The sequence below is a fragment of the Streptomyces orinoci genome (assembly GCF_003121295.1).
Lineage (GTDB): Bacteria > Actinomycetota > Actinomycetes > Streptomycetales > Streptomycetaceae > Streptomyces > Streptomyces orinoci.
In genome coordinates this window covers 187,751-205,000 of sequence record NZ_PHNC01000004.1, presented here as the reverse complement: position 1 = coordinate 205,000, position 17,250 = coordinate 187,751, and the positions used below count along the sequence as shown (strand labels likewise).

Sequence of the window (17,250 nt, the reverse complement as noted above, 5' to 3'; positions counted from 1 at the left end):
CCGCCCACACCCGTGCGGGGACCGTTGAGGATCCGCGCCGCTGGGGCGGGGGCGCCCTTCAGTACCGACAGCGGGGCGCCGGGCCCGGCGCAGATGTCGGTTCCGTTGAGACCGCGGTCGATGTCCAGGGCGGTGGCCAGCCGGGCCGGGCCCTGGGCCAGCTCGCGGTCCTTGCGGGCCTTGGGCCGGCGCTTGCGCGCCAGCTCGGCGCCCTTGATCACCTCACCGGCGCGCAGCAGCACACCGCTGGCCGTGCCCTCGGGACCGCAGACCAGGTTGAGGCTGAACCACATCCCATAGATGAAGTAGACATACGCATGACCGGGCGGGCCGAACATCGAGGCATTGCGCTCGGTCCGGCCCCGGTAGGCGTGCGAGCCCGGGTCCAGCTCGCCCGCGTACGCCTCTACCTCGGTGATACGGAGTTCGATCGGCCCGTGCTCGGTGCTGCGGACCAGGATCCGCCCGAGCAGATCGGGGGCGACATCGAGGACGGGACGGTCGAAGAAGGCGCGGGCCAGCGGCGTACGGTCAAGCGCGTCAGTCATGCATACCGAGCGTAACGGACCGCCGCGGATCGCGGCCGGCCGGAGAGCGCGGCGGGACGGGCCGCACGGTCAGACCAGCAGCACCGCCAGCGGTGTCTCCCGTCCGGCCCAGAAGTCGATGGCGTCCCGGAAGATGGTCTCGGCCATCCGGGCGTCCTCGGGTGCGGACTTCCGGAAGGTGTCCCAGTCCTCCGCCAGCAGCAGATAGCCGCTCGGTTCGCCGTCCTTGCGCCACCAGGAGAAGTCCATCAGGCAGTCCGCCAGGGCGTCCCAGTTGTGGCCGAACCAGCCGGGGAACCCCAGGTCGGCGGCGCATTTGTCGAGGAAGGCGGCCTTGTCGCCGACCCCGTCCAGTCGCAGCCGGGCGGCCCGCCAGCCGGCCTCGGCGGCGAGCGTCAGCGTCCGGGCGGCGGACTCGGTCACCGGCAGGCGGTAGATCCCGGGCGGGACCGTGCCGTCCAGCAGTCCGGTGATGCCCGCGTCGGGGAGTTGACCGGTCATGGCTTCACCACCGCTTCAAAGGTTTTGTAGTGGTCGCCGGTGTAGTAGCGCTCGGAGTGGCTCCCGGCGATGATCCGGCGGGCGCCGCGGTTCCGGGCGTCGGGGGTGGGGACGGTGTACTCGTGGTAGTAGCCACGGGCCTGCTTGGGCAGCCGGTTCTCGTAGTTGCCGAAGACGGTGCCGTCCTTGGCGTAGGGGAAGGGGCCACCCTTGTCGATGAGCTGAAGGGTCTTGCGGGCCTCGGGCGGCAGGCTGTCGGGGGTGACGGTGCGCATGCCCTTCGCCCAGTCCGGACCGGCGGTGCCGCCGTGCTGCGGGGTGGCCGGCCGGGCCGGGGCGCTGGTGGAGTGATGGGCTGATTTGCCGTGCCCGCCGGAGGTGCAGGCGGGCAGCAGGAACAGGGGCAGGGCGGCGAGGAGCACGGTCAGCGCGCGCATGGCACGGCCGCCCGCTCGTCGTGGGCCGGGGCCGGTTCGGGGAAACACACTTCGAAGCACACCTCGTATGGTCGCAGCTCCCGGGCGGCTTCGGTGGAAGCGCGTCGTTAGGCTGGCCTTCCCAACGGTCTCCTCGTTACAGGAGGTGTCTTTGTGTCCGATGCGCTCAAGCGGCGGCCGCTCCCCCATGACTTCCACCCCCCGGTGCCCTCGTTCACCGTGGTCAGTGCGGATGTGACGGACGGAGCCCGGCTGCCCGGCGCCCAGGTGTTCAGCGGCGGCAACACCTCGCCCCAGCTGCGCTGGGAGGGCTTCCCGGAGGGGACCAAGAGCTTCGCGGTCACCTGCTTCGACCCCGACGCGCCCACTGGCAGCGGCTTTTGGCACTGGGTGCTCTTCGACATCCCGGCCCATGTGACCGAACTGCCCGCCGGTGCGGGCAGCGGTGAGATGAAGGGGCTGCCCGAGGGTGCGGTGCACGCCCGTAACGACTACGGTACGCGGGACTTCGGCGGCGCCGCGCCGCCGCCCGGGGACGGGCCGCACCGCTATGTGTTCACCGTCTACGCCGTGGACCAGGAGAAGCTGGGCCCGGACCAGGACGCCTCCCCCGCCGTGGTCGGCTTCCATCTGCGGTTCCACGCCCTGGCCCGGGCGCAGCTGATCGGCGAGTACGAGAACCCCGGGCAGAGCTGAACTCCCCGGCGCCGACCGGAAATTCCGTTGCGCCCCGGCTCCCGGCACCGCAGAGTGGTATCCGTCCGATGGCACCGCATCTCGCCGTCGGGCGGCGGATACCGCAGTGGCGGGGGCGGCGCGGTGCGCACCGGCCGTCTGCCGGAGGCCGGAGCCCTCAAGCTCCGGCCGGCCTCGTCCGTCGTCATACGCTCCGGGCCCATGCGTTCCACGGGGGAAGGGCCCGGAGCGTTTCCCCGTTCTTTCCCTCATCTTCCTTGTTTCGCAAGGAAATTGCGTTGTTCCACCGTTTTCTCCCCGGCACAGTTGAGCCATCCCGCCACCGGGGCGGGAGCACGGCCGGGAGGTGGACGGAATGCGGCAGACACTGGTCCTCAATGCGAGCTTCGAGCCCCTGGCGGCGGTGTCGCCACACCGGGCCGTGGTGCTGGTGCTGCAGAACAAGGCCGTGGTCGAGCAGGCCCGTCCCGGGCTGCGGTGGCGGGCGGCCGCGGTGGAGGTCCCGGTGCCCCAGGTGATCAGATTGCGCAGATATGTACGGGTGCCGTTCCGACAACGTGCGCCCTGGTCACGCCGGGGAGTGCTGGTGCGTGACGGGCACCGCTGCGCATACTGCGGGCGGCGGGCCACCACGGTGGACCATGTGGTGCCGCGTTCGCACGGCGGTGGGGACACCTGGCTGAATACCGTCGCCGCCTGCGCCGAGGACAACCACCGTAAGGCGGACCGTACTCCGGAGCAGGCGGGGATGCGGTTGCTCACCCGGCCCTTTGAACCGACGCCGTCCGACGCCCTGTTGCTGGCGCTGGGTCCGTACGACCGGAAGCGGCCGCCCGCCTGGCTGTCGGTGCCGGCCTGAGCGGACAACGGCGCCCGGTGGCCGTCGCCCGCTCAACTGCGGTCAGCGCAGCAGGAGTTCGGTGATGGCCACCGCGCCGACCAGTACGATGACGCCGCGCATGGCGGTGGGCGGCAGCCGGCGGGCGACCTTGGCGCCCAGCTGGCCGCCCAGGGTGGAGCCGGCGGCGATCAGCAGCACCGCGCGCCAGTCGATATGCGCCGCGAAGAGGAAGAACAGGGCGGCCACGCCATTGACCACCACGGCGAGCACATTCTTCAGGGCGTTGATGCGCTGCAGATCGTCGGCGAGCAGCAGGCCCATCAGGGACAGGTACATCACGCCCTGGGCCGCACCGAAGTAGCCGCCGTAGGCGCTGGCCAGGAGCAGGCCGAGGAGCAGCGCGGCTCCGCCGTCGGCGTGCGGGACGGTGCCGGTGCTTTCATGGCGGCGGGCCAGGGCCCGGGCGAGCCGGGGTTGCAGGACGACCAGGACCAGGGCCAGGCCGATGAGCACCGGCACCACGGCGGCGAAGGTCTTCGGTGGCAGGACGACCAGCAGGATGGCCCCGGTCAGTCCGCCGAGCAGGGCGACGGTGCCGAAGCGGATGATGCGGCGCCGCTGGCCGCGCAGTTCGCGGCGGTAGCCGATGACGCCGCTGAGGTTTCCGGTGACCAGGCCCAGGGTGTTGGACACATTGGCGGTGACCGGCGGCAGGCCGGCGGCCAGCAGCACCGGGAAGGTGAACAGGGTCCCGGAGCCGACGATGACATTGATGGTGCCGGCCCCTATGCCGGCCGCGAAGACCGCGATTGCAGCCCAGATGGACAAGGCCATCTCCTTTGTCAGTACGAAGCCTCCCCGCCATGGCAGGTCGGGGGGTCGCACTGATCATGCATCAGGCCGCTTGCTCAGTCGATGGGGGGCTGTTCCCGGCGCGGACTCTCCTTGGCCAGGCTGGCGCCGCCGCCGCTCTTGGGGTTGAGGTTGCCGACGGCTCCGCTGAGGCCCTTGAGGGCGTCGCCGATCTCGCTGGGCACGATCCAGAGCTTGTTGGCGTCGCCTTCGGCGATCTTCGGGAGCATCTGCAGGTACTGGTAGGACAGCAGCTTCTCGTCCGGGTCACCGGCGTGGATGGACTCGAAGACGGTACGGATCGCCTGGGCCTCGCCCTCGGCGCGCAGTGCGGCGGCCCGCGCCTCGCCCTCGGCGCGCAGGATGGCGGACTGCTTCTCGCCCTCGGCGGTGAGGATCTGCGACTGGCGGATGCCCTCGGCGGTGAGGATGGCGGCGCGCTTGTCCCGGTCGGCACGCATCTGCTTCTCCATCGAGTCCTGGATGGAGGTGGGCGGCTCGATGGCCTTGAGCTCCACGCGGTTGACGCGGATGCCCCACTTGCCGGTGGCCTCGTCCAGCACTCCGCGCAGCGCCGCGTTGATCTCCTCGCGGGAGGTGAGGGTGCGCTCCAGGTCCATGCCGCCGATGATGTTGCGCAGGGTGGTGACGGTCAGCTGCTCGATGGCCTGGATAAAGCTGGAGACCTCATAGGTGGCGGCGCGGGCGTCGGTGACCTGGTAGTAGATGACGGTGTCGATGTTGACGACCAGGTTGTCCTGGGTGATGACGGGCTGCGGCGGGAACGGCACCACCTGCTCGCGCAGGTCGATCCGGTTGCGGATGGAGTCGATGAACGGGACGACGATGTTCAGTCCGGCGTTCAGGGTGCGGGTGTAGCGGCCGAAGCGCTCGACGATCGCGGCGCTGGCCTGCGGGATGACCTGCACCGTCTTCATGAGCGCGACGAAGACGAGCACCACCAGGATGATCAGGACGATGATGATCGCCATCATGGCTCCTCGTGCCGTTGGTCGTTGGTCGGTCGGTGGTCGATCGTGATGATCGAGTCTTTCAGAACCGGCGCGGCCGCGCAGGCGGCTTGATCAGATCGGCCGCGGGAGCGGCACACCGGGTGGGAGCGGCGGATCGGCACGGCTCACATCACCACGGCGGTGGCACCGTCGATGTCGATGACGTCCACCCGCTGGCCCACCTCGAAGCTGCGCTCGGTGTCCAGGGAACGGGCGGACCAGACCTCGCCCGCCAGCTTGATGCGCCCGCCGTGTTCGTCCACCCGCTCCAGCACCACGGCCTGCCGCCCCTTGAGCGCCTCCACTCCGGACCGCAGCTCGGGGCGGCGGGCCCGTTGCCGGTTGGCGATCGGGCGCACCACGGCGATCAGGGAGACGGAGACGACGGCGAAGACGATGAACTGGGTGACGGTGCCGCCGCCCAGCCCCGAGGTGACGGCGGCGGCCACGGCGCCGGCCGCGAGCATGCCGAACTCCGGCAGCGCGGTCACGATCAGCGGGATGCCGAGCCCTACGGCGGCCACGAGCCACCACGCCCATGTGTTCACATGGTCATGGTAGGCGCGTGGGCGGGGTCGGGGACAGGGCTGCCCGGGGCGTGGGGGCTCAGGACAGCGGCAGACCGCGGGCGGTCCAGCGGTCGTTGTGGTGCTCGACCACCAGCGGCAGGCCGAAACACTTGGAGAGGTTACGGGAGGTCAGCTCCAGCTCGATGGGGCCGGCCGCCAGCACCTGGCCCTGACGGATCATCAGTACATGGGTGAAGCCGGGGGCGATCTCCTCGACATGGTGGGTGACCATGACCATCGAGGGGGCCAGCGGGTCCCGGGCGAGCCGGCCCAGGCGGCGTACCAGGTCCTCCCGGCCGCCGAGGTCCAGGCCGGCGGCCGGCTCGTCCAGCATCAGCAGCTCGGGGTCGGTCATCATGGCGCGGGCGATCAGGGTGCGCTTGCGCTCGCCCTCGGAGAGGGTGCCGAACTTGCGCTCCAGGTGGTCGGTCATGCCCAGCACGTCCAGGAAGGCGCGGGCCCGCTGCTCGTCCACCGCCTCGTAGTCCTCGTGCCAGGTGGCGGTCATGCCGTAGGCGGCGGTGAGCACCGTCTGGAGCACGGTCTGACTGCGCGGCAGCTTGTCGGCCAGTGCGATGCCCGCCATGCCGATGCGCGGCCGCAGTTCGAAGACGTCCACGGCGCCCAGCTTCTCGCCCAGGATCCTGGTGGTGCCCTTGGTCGGGAAGAGGTAGCTGGAGGCGACATTGAGCAGGGTGGTCTTGCCGGCGCCGTTGGGGCCGAGGATCACCCAGCGCTCGCCCTCCTTGACCGACCAGGAGACCTGGTCCACCAGAGCCCGGCCCTCGCGGACCACGGATACGTCCACCAGTTCCAGCACATCGCTCATGAGCGCGTTGTCTCCCATTGCAGTTCGTCGTCGCTGGCACCTGTCGGCGCAAGCCCCCAGGGAAAACCTACGCCACCGGCCATACCCGGCAGTCCTTAGGCTGGGGCCCATGCTCGATGAACACCGCTCAGGACGGTTGTGCGCCTGGGGAAATGCCCTGCTTGCCGGGTTTGCCGCACCGGATGACGCGGCGCAGCAGATCACCGGAGACGATGCCTCGCACCGGGTCGCCGGACTGCCGGACGAGTCCGGCGCGGTCGGCCTCACCCTGGCGCTGGGCCGACTGCGTGCGCTGGGGGCGCGCGGGCTGCGCCTGGCGCTGCCGGCCCCGGGGCATCCGCTGGGGCTGAGCGGACCGCCGGAGTTCAACTCGCTGGCCCTGGAGGCCGGGGAGGCGGTGATCGCCACCGGGGCCGGTCTGGGCCTGGTGCCCGAGGTGCACCAGGCGGGTCCCGAGGGCGATATGCATGTGGAGGTGGTCTGGCAGTGCCTGCCGGTCCGGGACGTACCGGTGGTGGACGCGCCCTCGCTCTCGGAGGCCGAGCGCGAGCTGGCCGAGGCGCTGCGGGAGGCCACCGAGGTGCTCTCCCGGCTGGATGTGGCCGGGTCGGGGCCGGTGGCGCAGGCCGCCCTGGAGGCGTACCGGGCCCGGGCCGAGAGCGGCCGTGAGCTACTGGCGCCGGGCTATCCGCCGCGTGCGGTCCGGGTGCTGGAGCTGGCCCAGCGGGTCGGCGCGCTGATCACCATCGCCTGCCGGCCAGGAGACGGCGGAGGCCGGGAGCACGGCGGCGCGGTCAGCGCCACCGAGATCGCGGCCCGGGCGGCGGCGCTGCGCCCGGTGGAGCGCACGGCGCGCCGGGCCCAGGTGGCCGCGTACAACGCCCTGCTGGAGGAGCGGGAGCGCGGGCGGGGCTGAGAACGCCGGAAGGCCCCGCGGACCGGAGGGTCCGCGGGGCCTTGCCGTTACGGTGCCGAGTGCCGGGACGGTCAGTCCTCCTGGTGGTGGCCACCACCGTGGTGGGACTCGTGGTGGGCCTCGTGGCGGGACTCGTGGTGCTCGCGGTAGCTGTGGTGCTCCTCGCGGACAACCTCACCGTTGATGCAGGTGTTGCCGAACGTCGGGTTGAGCAGCCCGATGATGTCGATCGTGTTCCCGCACAGGTTGATCGGGATGTCGATCGGGATCTGGATCACATCGCCCGACAGGACGCCGGGCGAGCCGGTGGCGACGCCGCGGGCTCCGCCGTCATCCGTAGCGGCCGCGGTACCGACGGAGGCGCCGATGGCCATGCCCGCCGCAGCCAGAACCAGGGCGACCTTCTTGGCACTGTTCATAGGGTGTCTTCCTTTGCTGGTGACTTGCGACGCCGGATGACGGCAGTCGCGCCCTGATGAACGTCACCACTTCGCCGATGGCACGGCCGCCAGCGACGTTTGCCCTCGTTCGGACGATTGATCCCCCTCGGAAGCCGACCCCGCTCCCAGGCGAGGCCGGCCGGCCGACGGCAACGAGCGGGGGCTCGTTACTCGTTGACGCAGAGGTTGCCGTGCGCCGGGTTCATGGCGCCGACGATGGTGGTCGTGTTGCCGCAGAGGTTCACCGGAACCTTGACGGGCACCTGGACCACATTGCCGGAGAGAACGCCGGGGTTGTGCTCCGACTCGGCGTTCGCCTGGCCGTGCGCGGAAGCGACACCGGCACCGGCGAGGGCCAGACCACCGACGGCGAGCGTGACGGCAGCGGCCTTCTTCATGTTGTTCACTCTTCCTCTGACCTTCCTGAGAACGTTCCCACGGCCAGCCGCCGCGGTTACGCCATGGAGAACGGGCCGCCATCAATCGGGTTTCTGGTTCGTATGGCCAATCACACGACCGCATGAATCGATGATCGGAAGGCGACGCTCCGGGCTGCCGCCCTCAGGCGCCGATCCCATGACGAACCGCCCAAAGCGCCGCCTGCGTCCGGTCGGCCAGATCGAGCTTCATCAGGATGTTCGAGACATGGGTCTTGACCGTCTTCTCGGAGAGCACCAGCGCCCGGGCTATCTCCCGGTTGGACCGGCCGTCCGCGATCAGGGCGAGCACCTCGCGCTCCCGCTCGGTGAGCGCGTTGCCCCGGCCGCCCTGGCCGCCCGCCGCGTCCTCCTGGGCCAGCAGCGCGTCCGCCACCTCCGGCTGCAGCAGCACATGCCCGGCGGAAACCGAGCGGATCGCCCCGGCCAGCGCGTCCGGGTCCACGTCCTTGTAGACATAGCCCGCGGCACCGGCCCGCAGCGCCGGGATCACGGTGCGCTGCTCGGTGAAGCTGGTGACGATCAGCACCCGGGCGGTGTTGTTCAGCGCCCGGAGCCTGCGCAGGGCCTCGATGCCGTCGGTGCCCGGCATCTTGACGTCCATCAGGATCACATCGGGATGCAGCTCCTCGGCGCGGGCGACGCCCTCGGCGCCGTCCGCCGCCTCCCCCACCACCTCTATGTCGTCCTGTACCTCCAGGAAGGTGCGCAGGCCCTTGCGGACCACCTGGTGGTCGTCCACCAACAGCACTCGGATCGCGCGGTGGTCATCCACCGGGCACCTCCATCTCGATCGCGGTGCCCTGGCCGGGCTCCGAAACAACGGTGAGTCTGCCGCCGACACCATGGGCGCGGTCCCGCATGGACACCAGGCCCAGATGCCGCCCGGCCCGCCGCACGGCGCCCGGGTCGAAGCCGCGGCCGTCGTCGGCGACCCGCAGCACGGCCCCCTGGCCGGCCCGGCGCAGGGTGACCTCCACCCTGGCTGCGCCGGAGTGGCGCAGCGCGTTGTGCAGGGCCTCCTGGGCGACCTTCAGCAGCGCCTCCTCCTGGGCGGCGGGCAGCGCGCGCATGGCGGCGGCGGTGAAGGTGACCCGGGCGGCGTGTGCCCGGTCGAGCACCTTGACCTGGTTGTCCAGGGTGGCGACCAGTCCGTCCTCGTCCAGGGCGGCGGGGCGCAGCTCGATCACCGCGGCGCGCAGTTCGTCGGCGGCCTCGGCGGCCAGCCGGGTGACCTGCTGCAGCTCGCTCCTGGCGCGGGCCGGGTCGCGGTCGAGCAGGGCGGTGGCGGCCTGGGCGGTCAGCCGCAGCGAGAACAGCTTCTGGGCGACGGCGTCGTGCAGTTCATGGGCGAGGCGGGCGCGTTCCCCGGCGATGGTCAGTTCCCGGCTGCGTTCATAGAGGCGGGCGTTGACCAGGGCGATGGCGGCGTGCTGGGCGAGGGTGCGCAGCAGTTCCTCGTCCTGGGCGGTGAAGCCGGCGCAGGGCTCGCGTTTGTTGGCCAGGAAGAGCGCGCCCAGGATCTCGTCGCCGTCGGCCACCGGCATGCCGATGAAGTCGCACATGTCGGGGTGGGCGTCCGGCCAGCCCTCGAAGCGCGGGTCCCGGCGGACGTCGGCCAGCCGCTGGGGGGTGGCGTCCTGGAGCATGGCGGCGAGGATGCCGTGCTGGCGGGGCAGCGGGCCGATGGCCTTCCACTGCTCCTCGCTGACGCCGTCCACCACGAACTGGGCGAAGCCGCCGTGGTCGTCGGGGACGCCCAGGGCGGCGTAGTCGGCGCCGAGCAGCTCGCGGGCGGAGACGACGATGGTCTGGAGGACGTCCCTCACCTCCAGGTGCCGGCTCATGGCGAGGATCGCGGCGCTCACGGCGGAGAGGCCGGAGCGGGGGCCATTGGTCATGGCCTCACGGTACCGAGCGGTAGCCATGGCGGTATCGGGCGGAGAGGGCGGCCCGGCTGCGTCCTGTGGCCTAGGCCAAAGGGCCTGAAGCCGCCCGCTCCGGGAAAGACTCCCGGCATGCCCATATCAACGCACTGGACGCCCGCCCATGGCGCGCCCTACCGGCCCGTCCCCTACCGTCCCGAGCGGATGCCCGCCGAGGAGTCCCTGGCCCGCGCCGCCGAGCTGCGCCGGCTGATGGACCGGCGCCGCACCGTACGGCAGTTCTCCGCGGACCCGGTGCCGGAGCAGGCGGTCAGGGACGCCATCGCCTGCGCCGCCACCGCCCCCTCCGGGGCACACCAGCAGCCCTGGACCTTCATCCTGGTCAAGGACCCCGAGGTGCGCCGGAGGATCCGGGCGGCCGCGGAGGAAGAGGAGCGCCGGTCCTACGCCGGGCGGCTGGGCGAGGAGTGGCTGGCGGCGCTGCGGCCGCTGGGCACGGACGAGGTCAAGCCGCATCTGACGGACGCGCCCGCGCTGATCGTGGTCTTCCGGCAGCGCTACTGGCTGGGGGCGGACGGGAGCAAGCGCAAGCACTACTACGTGGACGAGTCGGTGGGCATCGCGGTGGGCATGCTGCTGTCCGCGCTGCATCTGTCCGGCCTGGCGGCGCTGGTGCATACGCCCAGCCCGATGCGCTTCCTCTCCGAGGTGCTGGGCCGGCCCGCCAACGAGAACGCCTTCGCGGTGATCCCGGTGGGTTATCCGGCCGCCGACTGCCAGGTTCCGGACCTGGTGCGCAAGAGTCTCGACCAGGTGCTGGTCGAGGTGTGACGGTCCGCGTACGGGTGCTCGCACGGAGCGATGCCGGGCGCCGCCCGGTGTGAGCCCGCGCATAGGACGCACATCACGTACGGTCCCGCTTAGTAGCCGGTAAGGGTGCCGTAAAGAGCGGCTCTGAGCATATGGCGAGGCCGCCGCGGGCAACTCGCCCCGAGCCGCTCGTTACGAAGCCCGGTAGTACGTCACACCTTTGCCACAGGTTTTTGCTGCCGCTAACAATTGCCCAGCCGCAGGGCGCCGGGACATCAGCGGCGCTTCACCGCGCCGATTCGGCCACTGCGACCGAAAGCGATTGGAAGAGGTTCAGCACATATGCGCTCCATCTCCGGCTATAGCCGCCTGACCAAGGTCCACAAGTTCTCCGCCGCCGGCATCGCCGCGGCGGGTGCCGCAGCCCTCGCCTTCGCGATCGTGCCCAGCGCCTCCGCCGGCACGGACAGCAAGGCCGTCTCGGTCAAGCCGGTGGCGTGGAACGCCAAGGCGTTCGGCACCGAGGAGCAGCAGAGCGAGCTGGCCCAGCAGTCCGACACCGCCGCCAAGCAGGCCCGCGCCGAGGCCGAGGCCAAGAAGAAGGCCGAGGACGAGAAGAAGGCCCAGGCCGAGGCGAAGGCCAAGGCCGACAAGGAGCGCGCCGAGAAGGCGGCCGCCAGCCGGTCCGAGCAGCGCCAGCCGATCAAGGCCGCCAGCGCTCCGGCCGCCCCGGCCCCCAAGGTCTACGCCGACAACCTGGACGGCTGGATCCGTCAGGCGCTGGACATCATGGCCGCCCACAACATCCCGGGCAGCTACGACGGCCTCTACCGCAACATCATGCGGGAGTCCAGCGGCAACCCCAACGCCATCAACAACTGGGACTCCAACGCCGCCGCGGGCATCCCCTCCAAGGGCCTGCTGCAGGTGATCGACCCGACCTTCCAGGCGTACCACGTGGCCGGCACCTCCTGGAACATCTACGACCCGGTCGCCAACATCGTGGCCGCCTGCAACTACGCGGCCAAGACCTACGGTTCGATGGACAACGTCAACTCGGCCTACTGAGCCGGACGTTCACCGCTGAACGGCAAAGGGCGGCGGCACCCCTCACGGGTGCCGCCGCCCTTTTTCCGTATTCCGGCGGTTACTTGCGCATAACCTCCGGCTCATGACGGCGCAGCAAACGTGCGACCGCGAATCCGCAGGCCACGCCCAGCAGTAGCAGCACCACCAGGTCGATGCTCCACTGGCCGGCCGTGTGCTGCCACAACTGGTCGGTGCTGGTGGGGTTGGACCGGTCCATGGGCGCCATGATGTGCGAGAGGTCCAGTGTGGTGGCCGTACCGGCGACCGCCCACCGGGAGGGCATCAGCCAGGCGAACTGCTCGATGCCCGGCGAGTTGTAGATCTTGAACATGATGCCGGTGAACACCACCTGGACGATGGCGTACATCACCAGCAGCGGCATGGTCTTCTCGGCGGTCTTCACCAGCGAGGAGATCACCAGCCCGATCATCATCGAGGTGATGCCCAGCGCGATGATCATCAGGCAGAGCTCCACGGCCGGGGCGTTCTTGACGATCAGGCCGGTTTCCGGGAGCTTGCGGACGGAGAAGCCGATCGCGCAGATGATGACGCCCTGGAAGGCGGTGATCACTCCGAGGACGATCACCTTTGACATCAGATAGGCGGAACGGGACAGACCGACGGCGCGTTCCCGTTCGTAGATCACCCGCTCCTTGATCAGTTCTCGTACGGAGTTGGCCGCTCCGGAGAAGCACATACCGACCGCCAGGATCAGCATGATGGTCCCGGCGTCCTGGTTGAAGTGGCCCCTGGCCGGGGCACCCAGGCCGAAGTCGGAGGGGATCACACAGCTGACGCCGCCGAGCACCGCGGGCAGGATCACCATCAGGGCCAGGAAGCCGCGGTCGGAGGCGATGACCGAGCAGTAGCGGCGCATCAGCGTCCACAGCTGGGAGCCCCAGCTCTGTGGCTTGGGCGGCTTGACCACCTGCGGGGTGACCTGCTGCGGCGCCACCGCGTCGATGTCCGCGGCGTACATCTGGTAGTGCTGGGAGCCCTTCCAGCGGCCCGCCCAGTCGTAGTCGCGGTAGTTCTCGAAGGCCGAGAAGACATCGGCCCAGGTCTCATAGCCGAAGAAGTTGAGCGCCTCCTCGGGCGGGCCGAAGTAGGCGACCGAGCCGCCCGGCGCCATCACCAGCAGCTTGTCGCAGAGCGCCAGCTCGGCCACCGAGTGGGTGACCACCAGGACGGTGCGCCCGTCGTCGGCCAGGCCGCGCAGCAGCTGCATCACATCGCGGTCCATGCCCGGGTCCAGACCCGAGGTGGGCTCGTCCAGGAAGATCAGCGACGGCTTGGTGAGCAGCTCCAGGGCGACCGAGACGCGCTTGCGCTGGCCTCCGGAGAGCGAGGTGACCTTCTTGTCCTTGTGGATGTCCAGCTTGAGCTCGCGCAGCACCTCGTCGATCCGGGCCTCGCGCTCGGCGGGCGCGGTGTCGCCGGGGAAGCGCAGCTTGGCGGCGTAGCGCAGCGCCTTCCGGACGCTGAGCTCCTTGTGCAGGATGTCGTCCTGCGGCACCAGGCCGATGCGCTGGCGCAGCTCGGCGAACTGCTTGTAGAGGTTGCGGTTGTCGTAGAGGACATCGCCCTGGTTGGCGGGGCGGTAGCCGGTAAGCGCCTTGAGCAGGGTGGACTTTCCGGAGCCGGACGGGCCGATCACCGCGATCAGCGACTTCTCCGGGACGCCGAAGGAGACGTCCTTGAGGATCTGCTTGCCGCCGTCCACGGTGACCGTCAGATGGCGGGCCGAGAAGGAGACGTCACCGGTGTCGACAAACTCCTCCAGCCGGTCCCCGACCAGCCGGAAGGTGGAGTGGCCGACGCCCACGATGTCCTGGGGGCCGATGATCTGGCGGCTGACCGGCTGGCCGTTGACATAGGTGCCGTTGTGGCTGCCGAGATCGACGATCTCGAACCGGCCGTCCCCGGTGGCCCGGAACTCCGCGTGATGCCGGGAGACCTGGAGGTCGGCGACGACCAGCTCGTTCTCCAGGGCACGGCCGATGCGCATCACCCGGCCCACGGCCATCTGGTGGAAGCTGGTCGGGCTGCGGTCGCCGTACACCGGCGGGGCGCCGCCGGTGCCCGCGGCCGGCTGCCCGGCCGGAGCGGCGGCCTGCTGCGGGATATGCGGCTGCTGGTGCTGCGGCGGCTGCGCATGCTGCTGGGCATGCGGTGGCTGCTGATGTTGCTGCTGCCACCCCCCTTGCTGCGGGGGCTGCTGGTAGGCCTGGGGCTGCGGCGCCTGAGCTGCCTGGTGCGCCCAGCCGGCCGCCGGCTGCTGCTGGTGCTGCTGGTGCTGGACGGGCTGCGCCTGCCCCTGCGCGGCAAGAGCGGTCTGCGCGCTGTAGAGATCACCGGACGCGGCGGCCGCCGCGCCGAACATCAGCCGCGGGCCGTCGGCCGCATTGCCCAGATGGACGGCCGAACCGGGGCCGACCTCCATCTGGTGCACCCGCTGACCCTGCACAAAAGTGCCATTGGTGCTGCCCTGGTCCTCGATGACCCAACTGCGGCCGCTCCAGCGGACGATGGCGTGCCGCCACGAGACCCTGGCGTCCTCCAGCACCACATCACCCTGCGGATCGCGCCCGAGGGTGTACGACCTGGACGGGTCCAATGTCCAGGTCTGTCCATTCAATTCCAGTACGAGTTCAGGCACTCCATGCCCCACTACTTGTCCCCCGATGTACCCCCTGCTGTTCAGGGAGTCTAGGGATGGCGAACATCGGGAGGAACTATTTCAGGCACAGTCGCCCATCTGAAAGTCGGGCATTGACACGTCCCGGTAACAGGCGCTGTTGACGGAGCGGAACACTCCCCCGGACAGTGGTAACGGCCCATCAATGCGCACGAGTTGCGCGGATCAGGGCAACTGGTACGGACGGGGGGCCGTCATGACCATCGCCACAGACCGCCGCGCGGTACGCGGCCTCGATGTACTGTTGTCCGCCATCTCCGCGGTGAGCTGGGCCTTTCTCGCCATGGCCGGAGTGGCCGCGCTGGGTCTGCACTTGCTGGGCGCGGACGCGGCGGGCTCGCTGGGGCCGATGACCGCCGCGCTGGTGGTGCTGGCGACGGGCGGCTCGGTCAGCCCTTCCGGATCGGTGGAGGCCTTCGGTCTCCAGGGCGCGGGGGCGCATACCAGCATCGATATCGCGCCATTGGGAGTGAGCCTGGTAGGGGCACTGCTGCTGGGGTGGCTGTTCGCCCGCTCCCTGCGCACCGCCGGCCCCTCGGTACGCCTCACCGAACTCGCCCTGCGCGCCGGGGCGTTGGCGGCGCTCTTCCTGCTGTTGCTGGGCGGCCTGTGCTGGGCCGGTTCCTCCACCATCACCTTCGACGGCAAGCGGCTGGGGCTGGGCCAGGGCGACGGCGGCGGGCCGGTGCTGAACATCCCCGGCCTGGGCGACATCGGCGGCGGCCTGGCGGACGGGCTCGGCGGCCTGGCCCGCAGCAAGGCGTCCGTGGGCTTCGCGGTACGGACCGGGCCCTCGCTTCTCGGCGGCGCGGTCTGGGTGCTCGCGGTACTGCTGATCACGGTGCTGGCCGCCCGCCGGGCCCCGCTGCCGCCCGGCTGGGGAAGGCTGCACCGGGACGTACGGCCGGCCGTTTCGGCCCTGTGCGCGGTGCTGGTGCTGGCCGTCGGGGCCGGCTGGGCGGCGGCCGCCGTGGCCCTCTCCCATGACGACCACCCCGGCCGGGTGGCGGGCGCCACCCTGCTCGGGGCGCCCAACGGGGTATGGCTGGGGGTGCCGCTGGGCCTCCTGGTGCCCTGGCATGGCACGGCCAGCGGCTCGCTGCTGCGCTTCCTGCCCGACCCGCTCGACCGGCTGCTGGCCGCCCGGGCCGGTGCATCGGTCACCGTGAGCCGCCTCGCCCAGCTGGAACCGCGAATCTGGCTGCTGACCGTGGCCTGTGTGCTGCTGATCCTGCTGGCCGGGGTCCTCACCGCGGCCCGCACCCCGCGCGGCGGGCGGAGCGTCACCGCCTTCGCCGGCCGCTGCGCCCTCTCGCTGGGCGCCACCACCGCTCTGGCCCTGCCCCTGCTGGTGCTGGCCACCCGCCTCAAGGCCGACGCCGGCCTGTCCGTCCTGGGCGTGGACGCGGTCGGCGCCGGCCTGGACCTTCAGGGCAGCCTCCCCGCCGCCCTGGCCCTGGGCGCCCTCTGGGGCCTGGCCGCCGGCTTCCTCGGCGCCCTCCTGACCACCGCCACCAGCACCACGGGCCGCCGCGCGGCCCCTCTGGCGGCCGCATCCATGGAAGCGGGCACCGACGGGTACGCGTCGCCGTACGGGCAGGGGTACGGGCCTGCCCCTGGACAGGCGAACGGGCCGACCGCCGCCGGCTACCGGCACAGCTCGCCCCCATCGGGGACCCAGCAGGCCCCGTCGGCACCGGGCCACCGGCCGCAGCCGCCCACAGGAGGGTACGGGCCGGGCCCCACCGCACCGGGCTACGCACCGGAGGCGGGCGCGGCCGGCTACGGCCAGGGCCCGCCCCAGGGCTTCGGCCCGCCGCCCGACTACGGCCCCGGCGAAGCCGGGCATGGGCCGGACGGGGCCGGGTACGGACCGCCATCCCAGCAGGGGCCGCACGGAGCCGCGTACGGACCGCCATCCCAGCAGGGGCCGCGCGGAGCCGCGTACGGACCGCCACCCGGACAGCAACCAGGCCAGGCCGGATACGGTCCGCCGCTCCGACACCAGCCGCGTGAGGCCGGATACGGCGCACCGCCCGGGCAAGGGCCTGGGAACGTCGGATACAAACCGCAACCCCGGCACGGACCGCGTTACGCCGGATACGGGCCGCCGCCCCAACCAGGACCGGGGCGGGCCGAACACAACCCACCACCCCGGCACCAGCCAAGTGCCGCTCCGCCGCCCGAATACGGCCCGGAACCAGCCGGCGGCCCAGCGCCCGGATACGGCCCCGCCAGCCGCGGGTCGGGCGATGGCCCACCAGGCCGGTACGGCAGCCGACCCGAGCCCGGGCCGGGCGGCCCACCTCCCGGCTTCGGGCCGCCGTCCGACTACTGGCCGCGGCAAGCCGGGGACGAGCCGCCAACCCAGCCCGCACCAAGCGGCACCCCCCGCTTCGGGCCGCCGCCCGACCGCCGGCCGGGACACACCGGGGACGGGCCACCGTCCGAACCCGGACAGAGCGGAGACCGCCACCGCCCAAGCACCCCGCGCCTCGGGCCGCCGCCCGAGCACCGGCCGGAGCGAACCGGGGACGAACCGCCGCCCTAACCCGCACCGAGCGCAGACCTCCCACGCCGGGGCGACGGGGAGGACCCCGGTCCGAGGCCCCGTCGGTCGTCCCCGCGGGAGGACGGCGGGGAGGGGGCCGGTCCGGGTGACCCGGGTCCGGACGCGGGCCGCCCCGG

The 17,250-nt window shown here is 71.3% G+C and carries 18 protein-coding genes (1 of these 18 running past the window's edge); 6 read left to right on the top strand and 12 right to left on the bottom strand.

The annotated features are described in order from the left end of the window. The 3 genes from CV755_RS01810 to CV755_RS01800 all read right to left on the bottom strand — a co-directional run. Nucleotides 1–548 carry the 5' portion of a DNA-3-methyladenine glycosylase gene (locus CV755_RS01810; protein WP_109278330.1) on the bottom strand. Its footprint begins 115 nt before the window's first position, so the window shows 548 of its 663 coding nt (coding positions 1–548); the start codon lies at nucleotides 546–548; the stop codon falls past the left edge of the window. Between the two features lie 69 nt (nucleotides 549–617). Next, the gene (locus tag CV755_RS01805; protein ID WP_109278329.1) at nucleotides 618–1,049 is read right to left on the bottom strand and encodes a barstar family protein; all 432 of its coding nucleotides are present in this window, start codon (nucleotides 1,047–1,049) and stop codon (nucleotides 618–620) included. Further along, nucleotides 1,046–1,486: a guanyl-specific ribonuclease gene (locus CV755_RS01800; protein WP_109278328.1), complete on the bottom strand. Its 441-nt coding sequence runs from the start codon at nucleotides 1,484–1,486 to the stop codon at nucleotides 1,046–1,048. Before CV755_RS01800 ends, CV755_RS01805 begins: the two co-directional genes overlap by 4 nt. Before the next feature lie 153 nt (nucleotides 1,487–1,639). On the opposite strand from CV755_RS01800, the gene CV755_RS01795 reads away from it, so the two are divergent. After that, complete coding sequence (locus tag CV755_RS01795; RefSeq protein WP_109278327.1) at nucleotides 1,640–2,182, top strand: YbhB/YbcL family Raf kinase inhibitor-like protein; 543 nt, start codon at nucleotides 1,640–1,642, stop codon at nucleotides 2,180–2,182. A 355-nt stretch (nucleotides 2,183–2,537) separates the two neighbouring features. Next, complete coding sequence (locus CV755_RS01790; protein WP_109278326.1) at nucleotides 2,538–3,041, top strand: HNH endonuclease; 504 nt, start codon at nucleotides 2,538–2,540, stop codon at nucleotides 3,039–3,041. Nucleotides 3,042–3,083: 42 nt separating this feature from the next. On the opposite strand, the gene CV755_RS01785 is transcribed toward CV755_RS01790, so the two are convergent. From CV755_RS01785 to CV755_RS01770, 4 genes are all read right to left on the bottom strand, one after another. Next, on the bottom strand, nucleotides 3,084–3,851 hold the full coding sequence (locus CV755_RS01785; RefSeq protein WP_109278353.1) for a sulfite exporter TauE/SafE family protein: 768 nt from the start codon (nucleotides 3,849–3,851) through the stop codon (nucleotides 3,084–3,086). Nucleotides 3,852–3,931: 80 nt separating this feature from the next. Then, a complete protein-coding gene (locus tag CV755_RS01780) occupies nucleotides 3,932–4,870 on the bottom strand; it encodes an SPFH domain-containing protein (RefSeq protein ID WP_109278325.1) in 939 nt (312 codons plus the stop codon). A 143-nt stretch (nucleotides 4,871–5,013) separates the two neighbouring features. After that, nucleotides 5,014–5,436: an NfeD family protein gene (locus tag CV755_RS01775; RefSeq protein ID WP_109278324.1), complete on the bottom strand. Its 423-nt coding sequence runs from the start codon at nucleotides 5,434–5,436 to the stop codon at nucleotides 5,014–5,016. A 58-nt stretch (nucleotides 5,437–5,494) separates the two neighbouring features. Beyond that, nucleotides 5,495–6,304: an ABC transporter ATP-binding protein gene (locus tag CV755_RS01770; protein ID WP_109278323.1), complete on the bottom strand. Its 810-nt coding sequence runs from the start codon at nucleotides 6,302–6,304 to the stop codon at nucleotides 5,495–5,497. 91 nt (nucleotides 6,305–6,395) lie between these two features. On the opposite strand from CV755_RS01770, the gene CV755_RS01765 reads away from it, so the two are divergent. Further along, a complete protein-coding gene (locus CV755_RS01765; protein ID WP_109278322.1) occupies nucleotides 6,396–7,202 on the top strand; it encodes a hypothetical protein in 807 nt (268 codons plus the stop codon). Nucleotides 7,203–7,273: 71 nt separating this feature from the next. Here the strand turns inward: CV755_RS01765 and CV755_RS01760 are convergent, their stop codons facing one another. The 4 genes from CV755_RS01760 to CV755_RS01745 form a co-directional block, all read right to left on the bottom strand. Further along, a complete protein-coding gene (locus tag CV755_RS01760; RefSeq protein WP_109278321.1) occupies nucleotides 7,274–7,621 on the bottom strand; it encodes a chaplin in 348 nt (115 codons plus the stop codon). Between the two features lie 188 nt (nucleotides 7,622–7,809). Next, complete coding sequence (locus tag CV755_RS01755; protein WP_109278352.1) at nucleotides 7,810–8,040, bottom strand: chaplin; 231 nt, start codon at nucleotides 8,038–8,040, stop codon at nucleotides 7,810–7,812. 163 nt (nucleotides 8,041–8,203) lie between these two features. Continuing rightward, nucleotides 8,204–8,854 carry a response regulator gene (locus tag CV755_RS01750; protein ID WP_109278320.1) on the bottom strand — a complete coding sequence of 217 codons (651 nt, stop codon included), beginning with the start codon at nucleotides 8,852–8,854 and terminating at the stop codon, nucleotides 8,204–8,206. Continuing rightward, nucleotides 8,847–9,980 (bottom strand): GAF domain-containing sensor histidine kinase, encoded by a 1,134-nt coding sequence (locus tag CV755_RS01745; protein ID WP_109278319.1) that lies wholly within the window; start codon nucleotides 9,978–9,980, stop codon nucleotides 8,847–8,849. Before CV755_RS01745 ends, CV755_RS01750 begins: the two co-directional genes overlap by 8 nt. Nucleotides 9,981–10,097: 117 nt before the next feature. Here CV755_RS01745 and CV755_RS01740 point away from each other — a divergent pair, with 117 nt between their 5' ends. Next, on the top strand, nucleotides 10,098–10,796 hold the full coding sequence (locus CV755_RS01740) for a nitroreductase family protein (RefSeq protein WP_109278318.1): 699 nt from the start codon (nucleotides 10,098–10,100) through the stop codon (nucleotides 10,794–10,796). Between the two features lie 321 nt (nucleotides 10,797–11,117). Continuing rightward, complete coding sequence (locus tag CV755_RS01735; protein ID WP_109278317.1) at nucleotides 11,118–11,843, top strand: transglycosylase SLT domain-containing protein; 726 nt, start codon at nucleotides 11,118–11,120, stop codon at nucleotides 11,841–11,843. 79 nt (nucleotides 11,844–11,922) lie between these two features. Here the strand turns inward: CV755_RS01735 and CV755_RS01730 are convergent, their stop codons facing one another. Continuing rightward, nucleotides 11,923–14,523 carry an ABC transporter ATP-binding protein/permease gene (locus CV755_RS01730; RefSeq protein ID WP_422070495.1) on the bottom strand — a complete coding sequence of 867 codons (2,601 nt, stop codon included), beginning with the start codon at nucleotides 14,521–14,523 and terminating at the stop codon, nucleotides 11,923–11,925. A 235-nt stretch (nucleotides 14,524–14,758) separates the two neighbouring features. Here CV755_RS01730 and CV755_RS36875 point away from each other — a divergent pair, with 235 nt between their 5' ends. Further along, nucleotides 14,759–17,113: a streptophobe family protein gene (locus CV755_RS36875; RefSeq protein WP_193553326.1), complete on the top strand. Its 2,355-nt coding sequence runs from the start codon at nucleotides 14,759–14,761 to the stop codon at nucleotides 17,111–17,113. Nucleotides 17,114–17,250 lie beyond the last annotated feature (137 nt).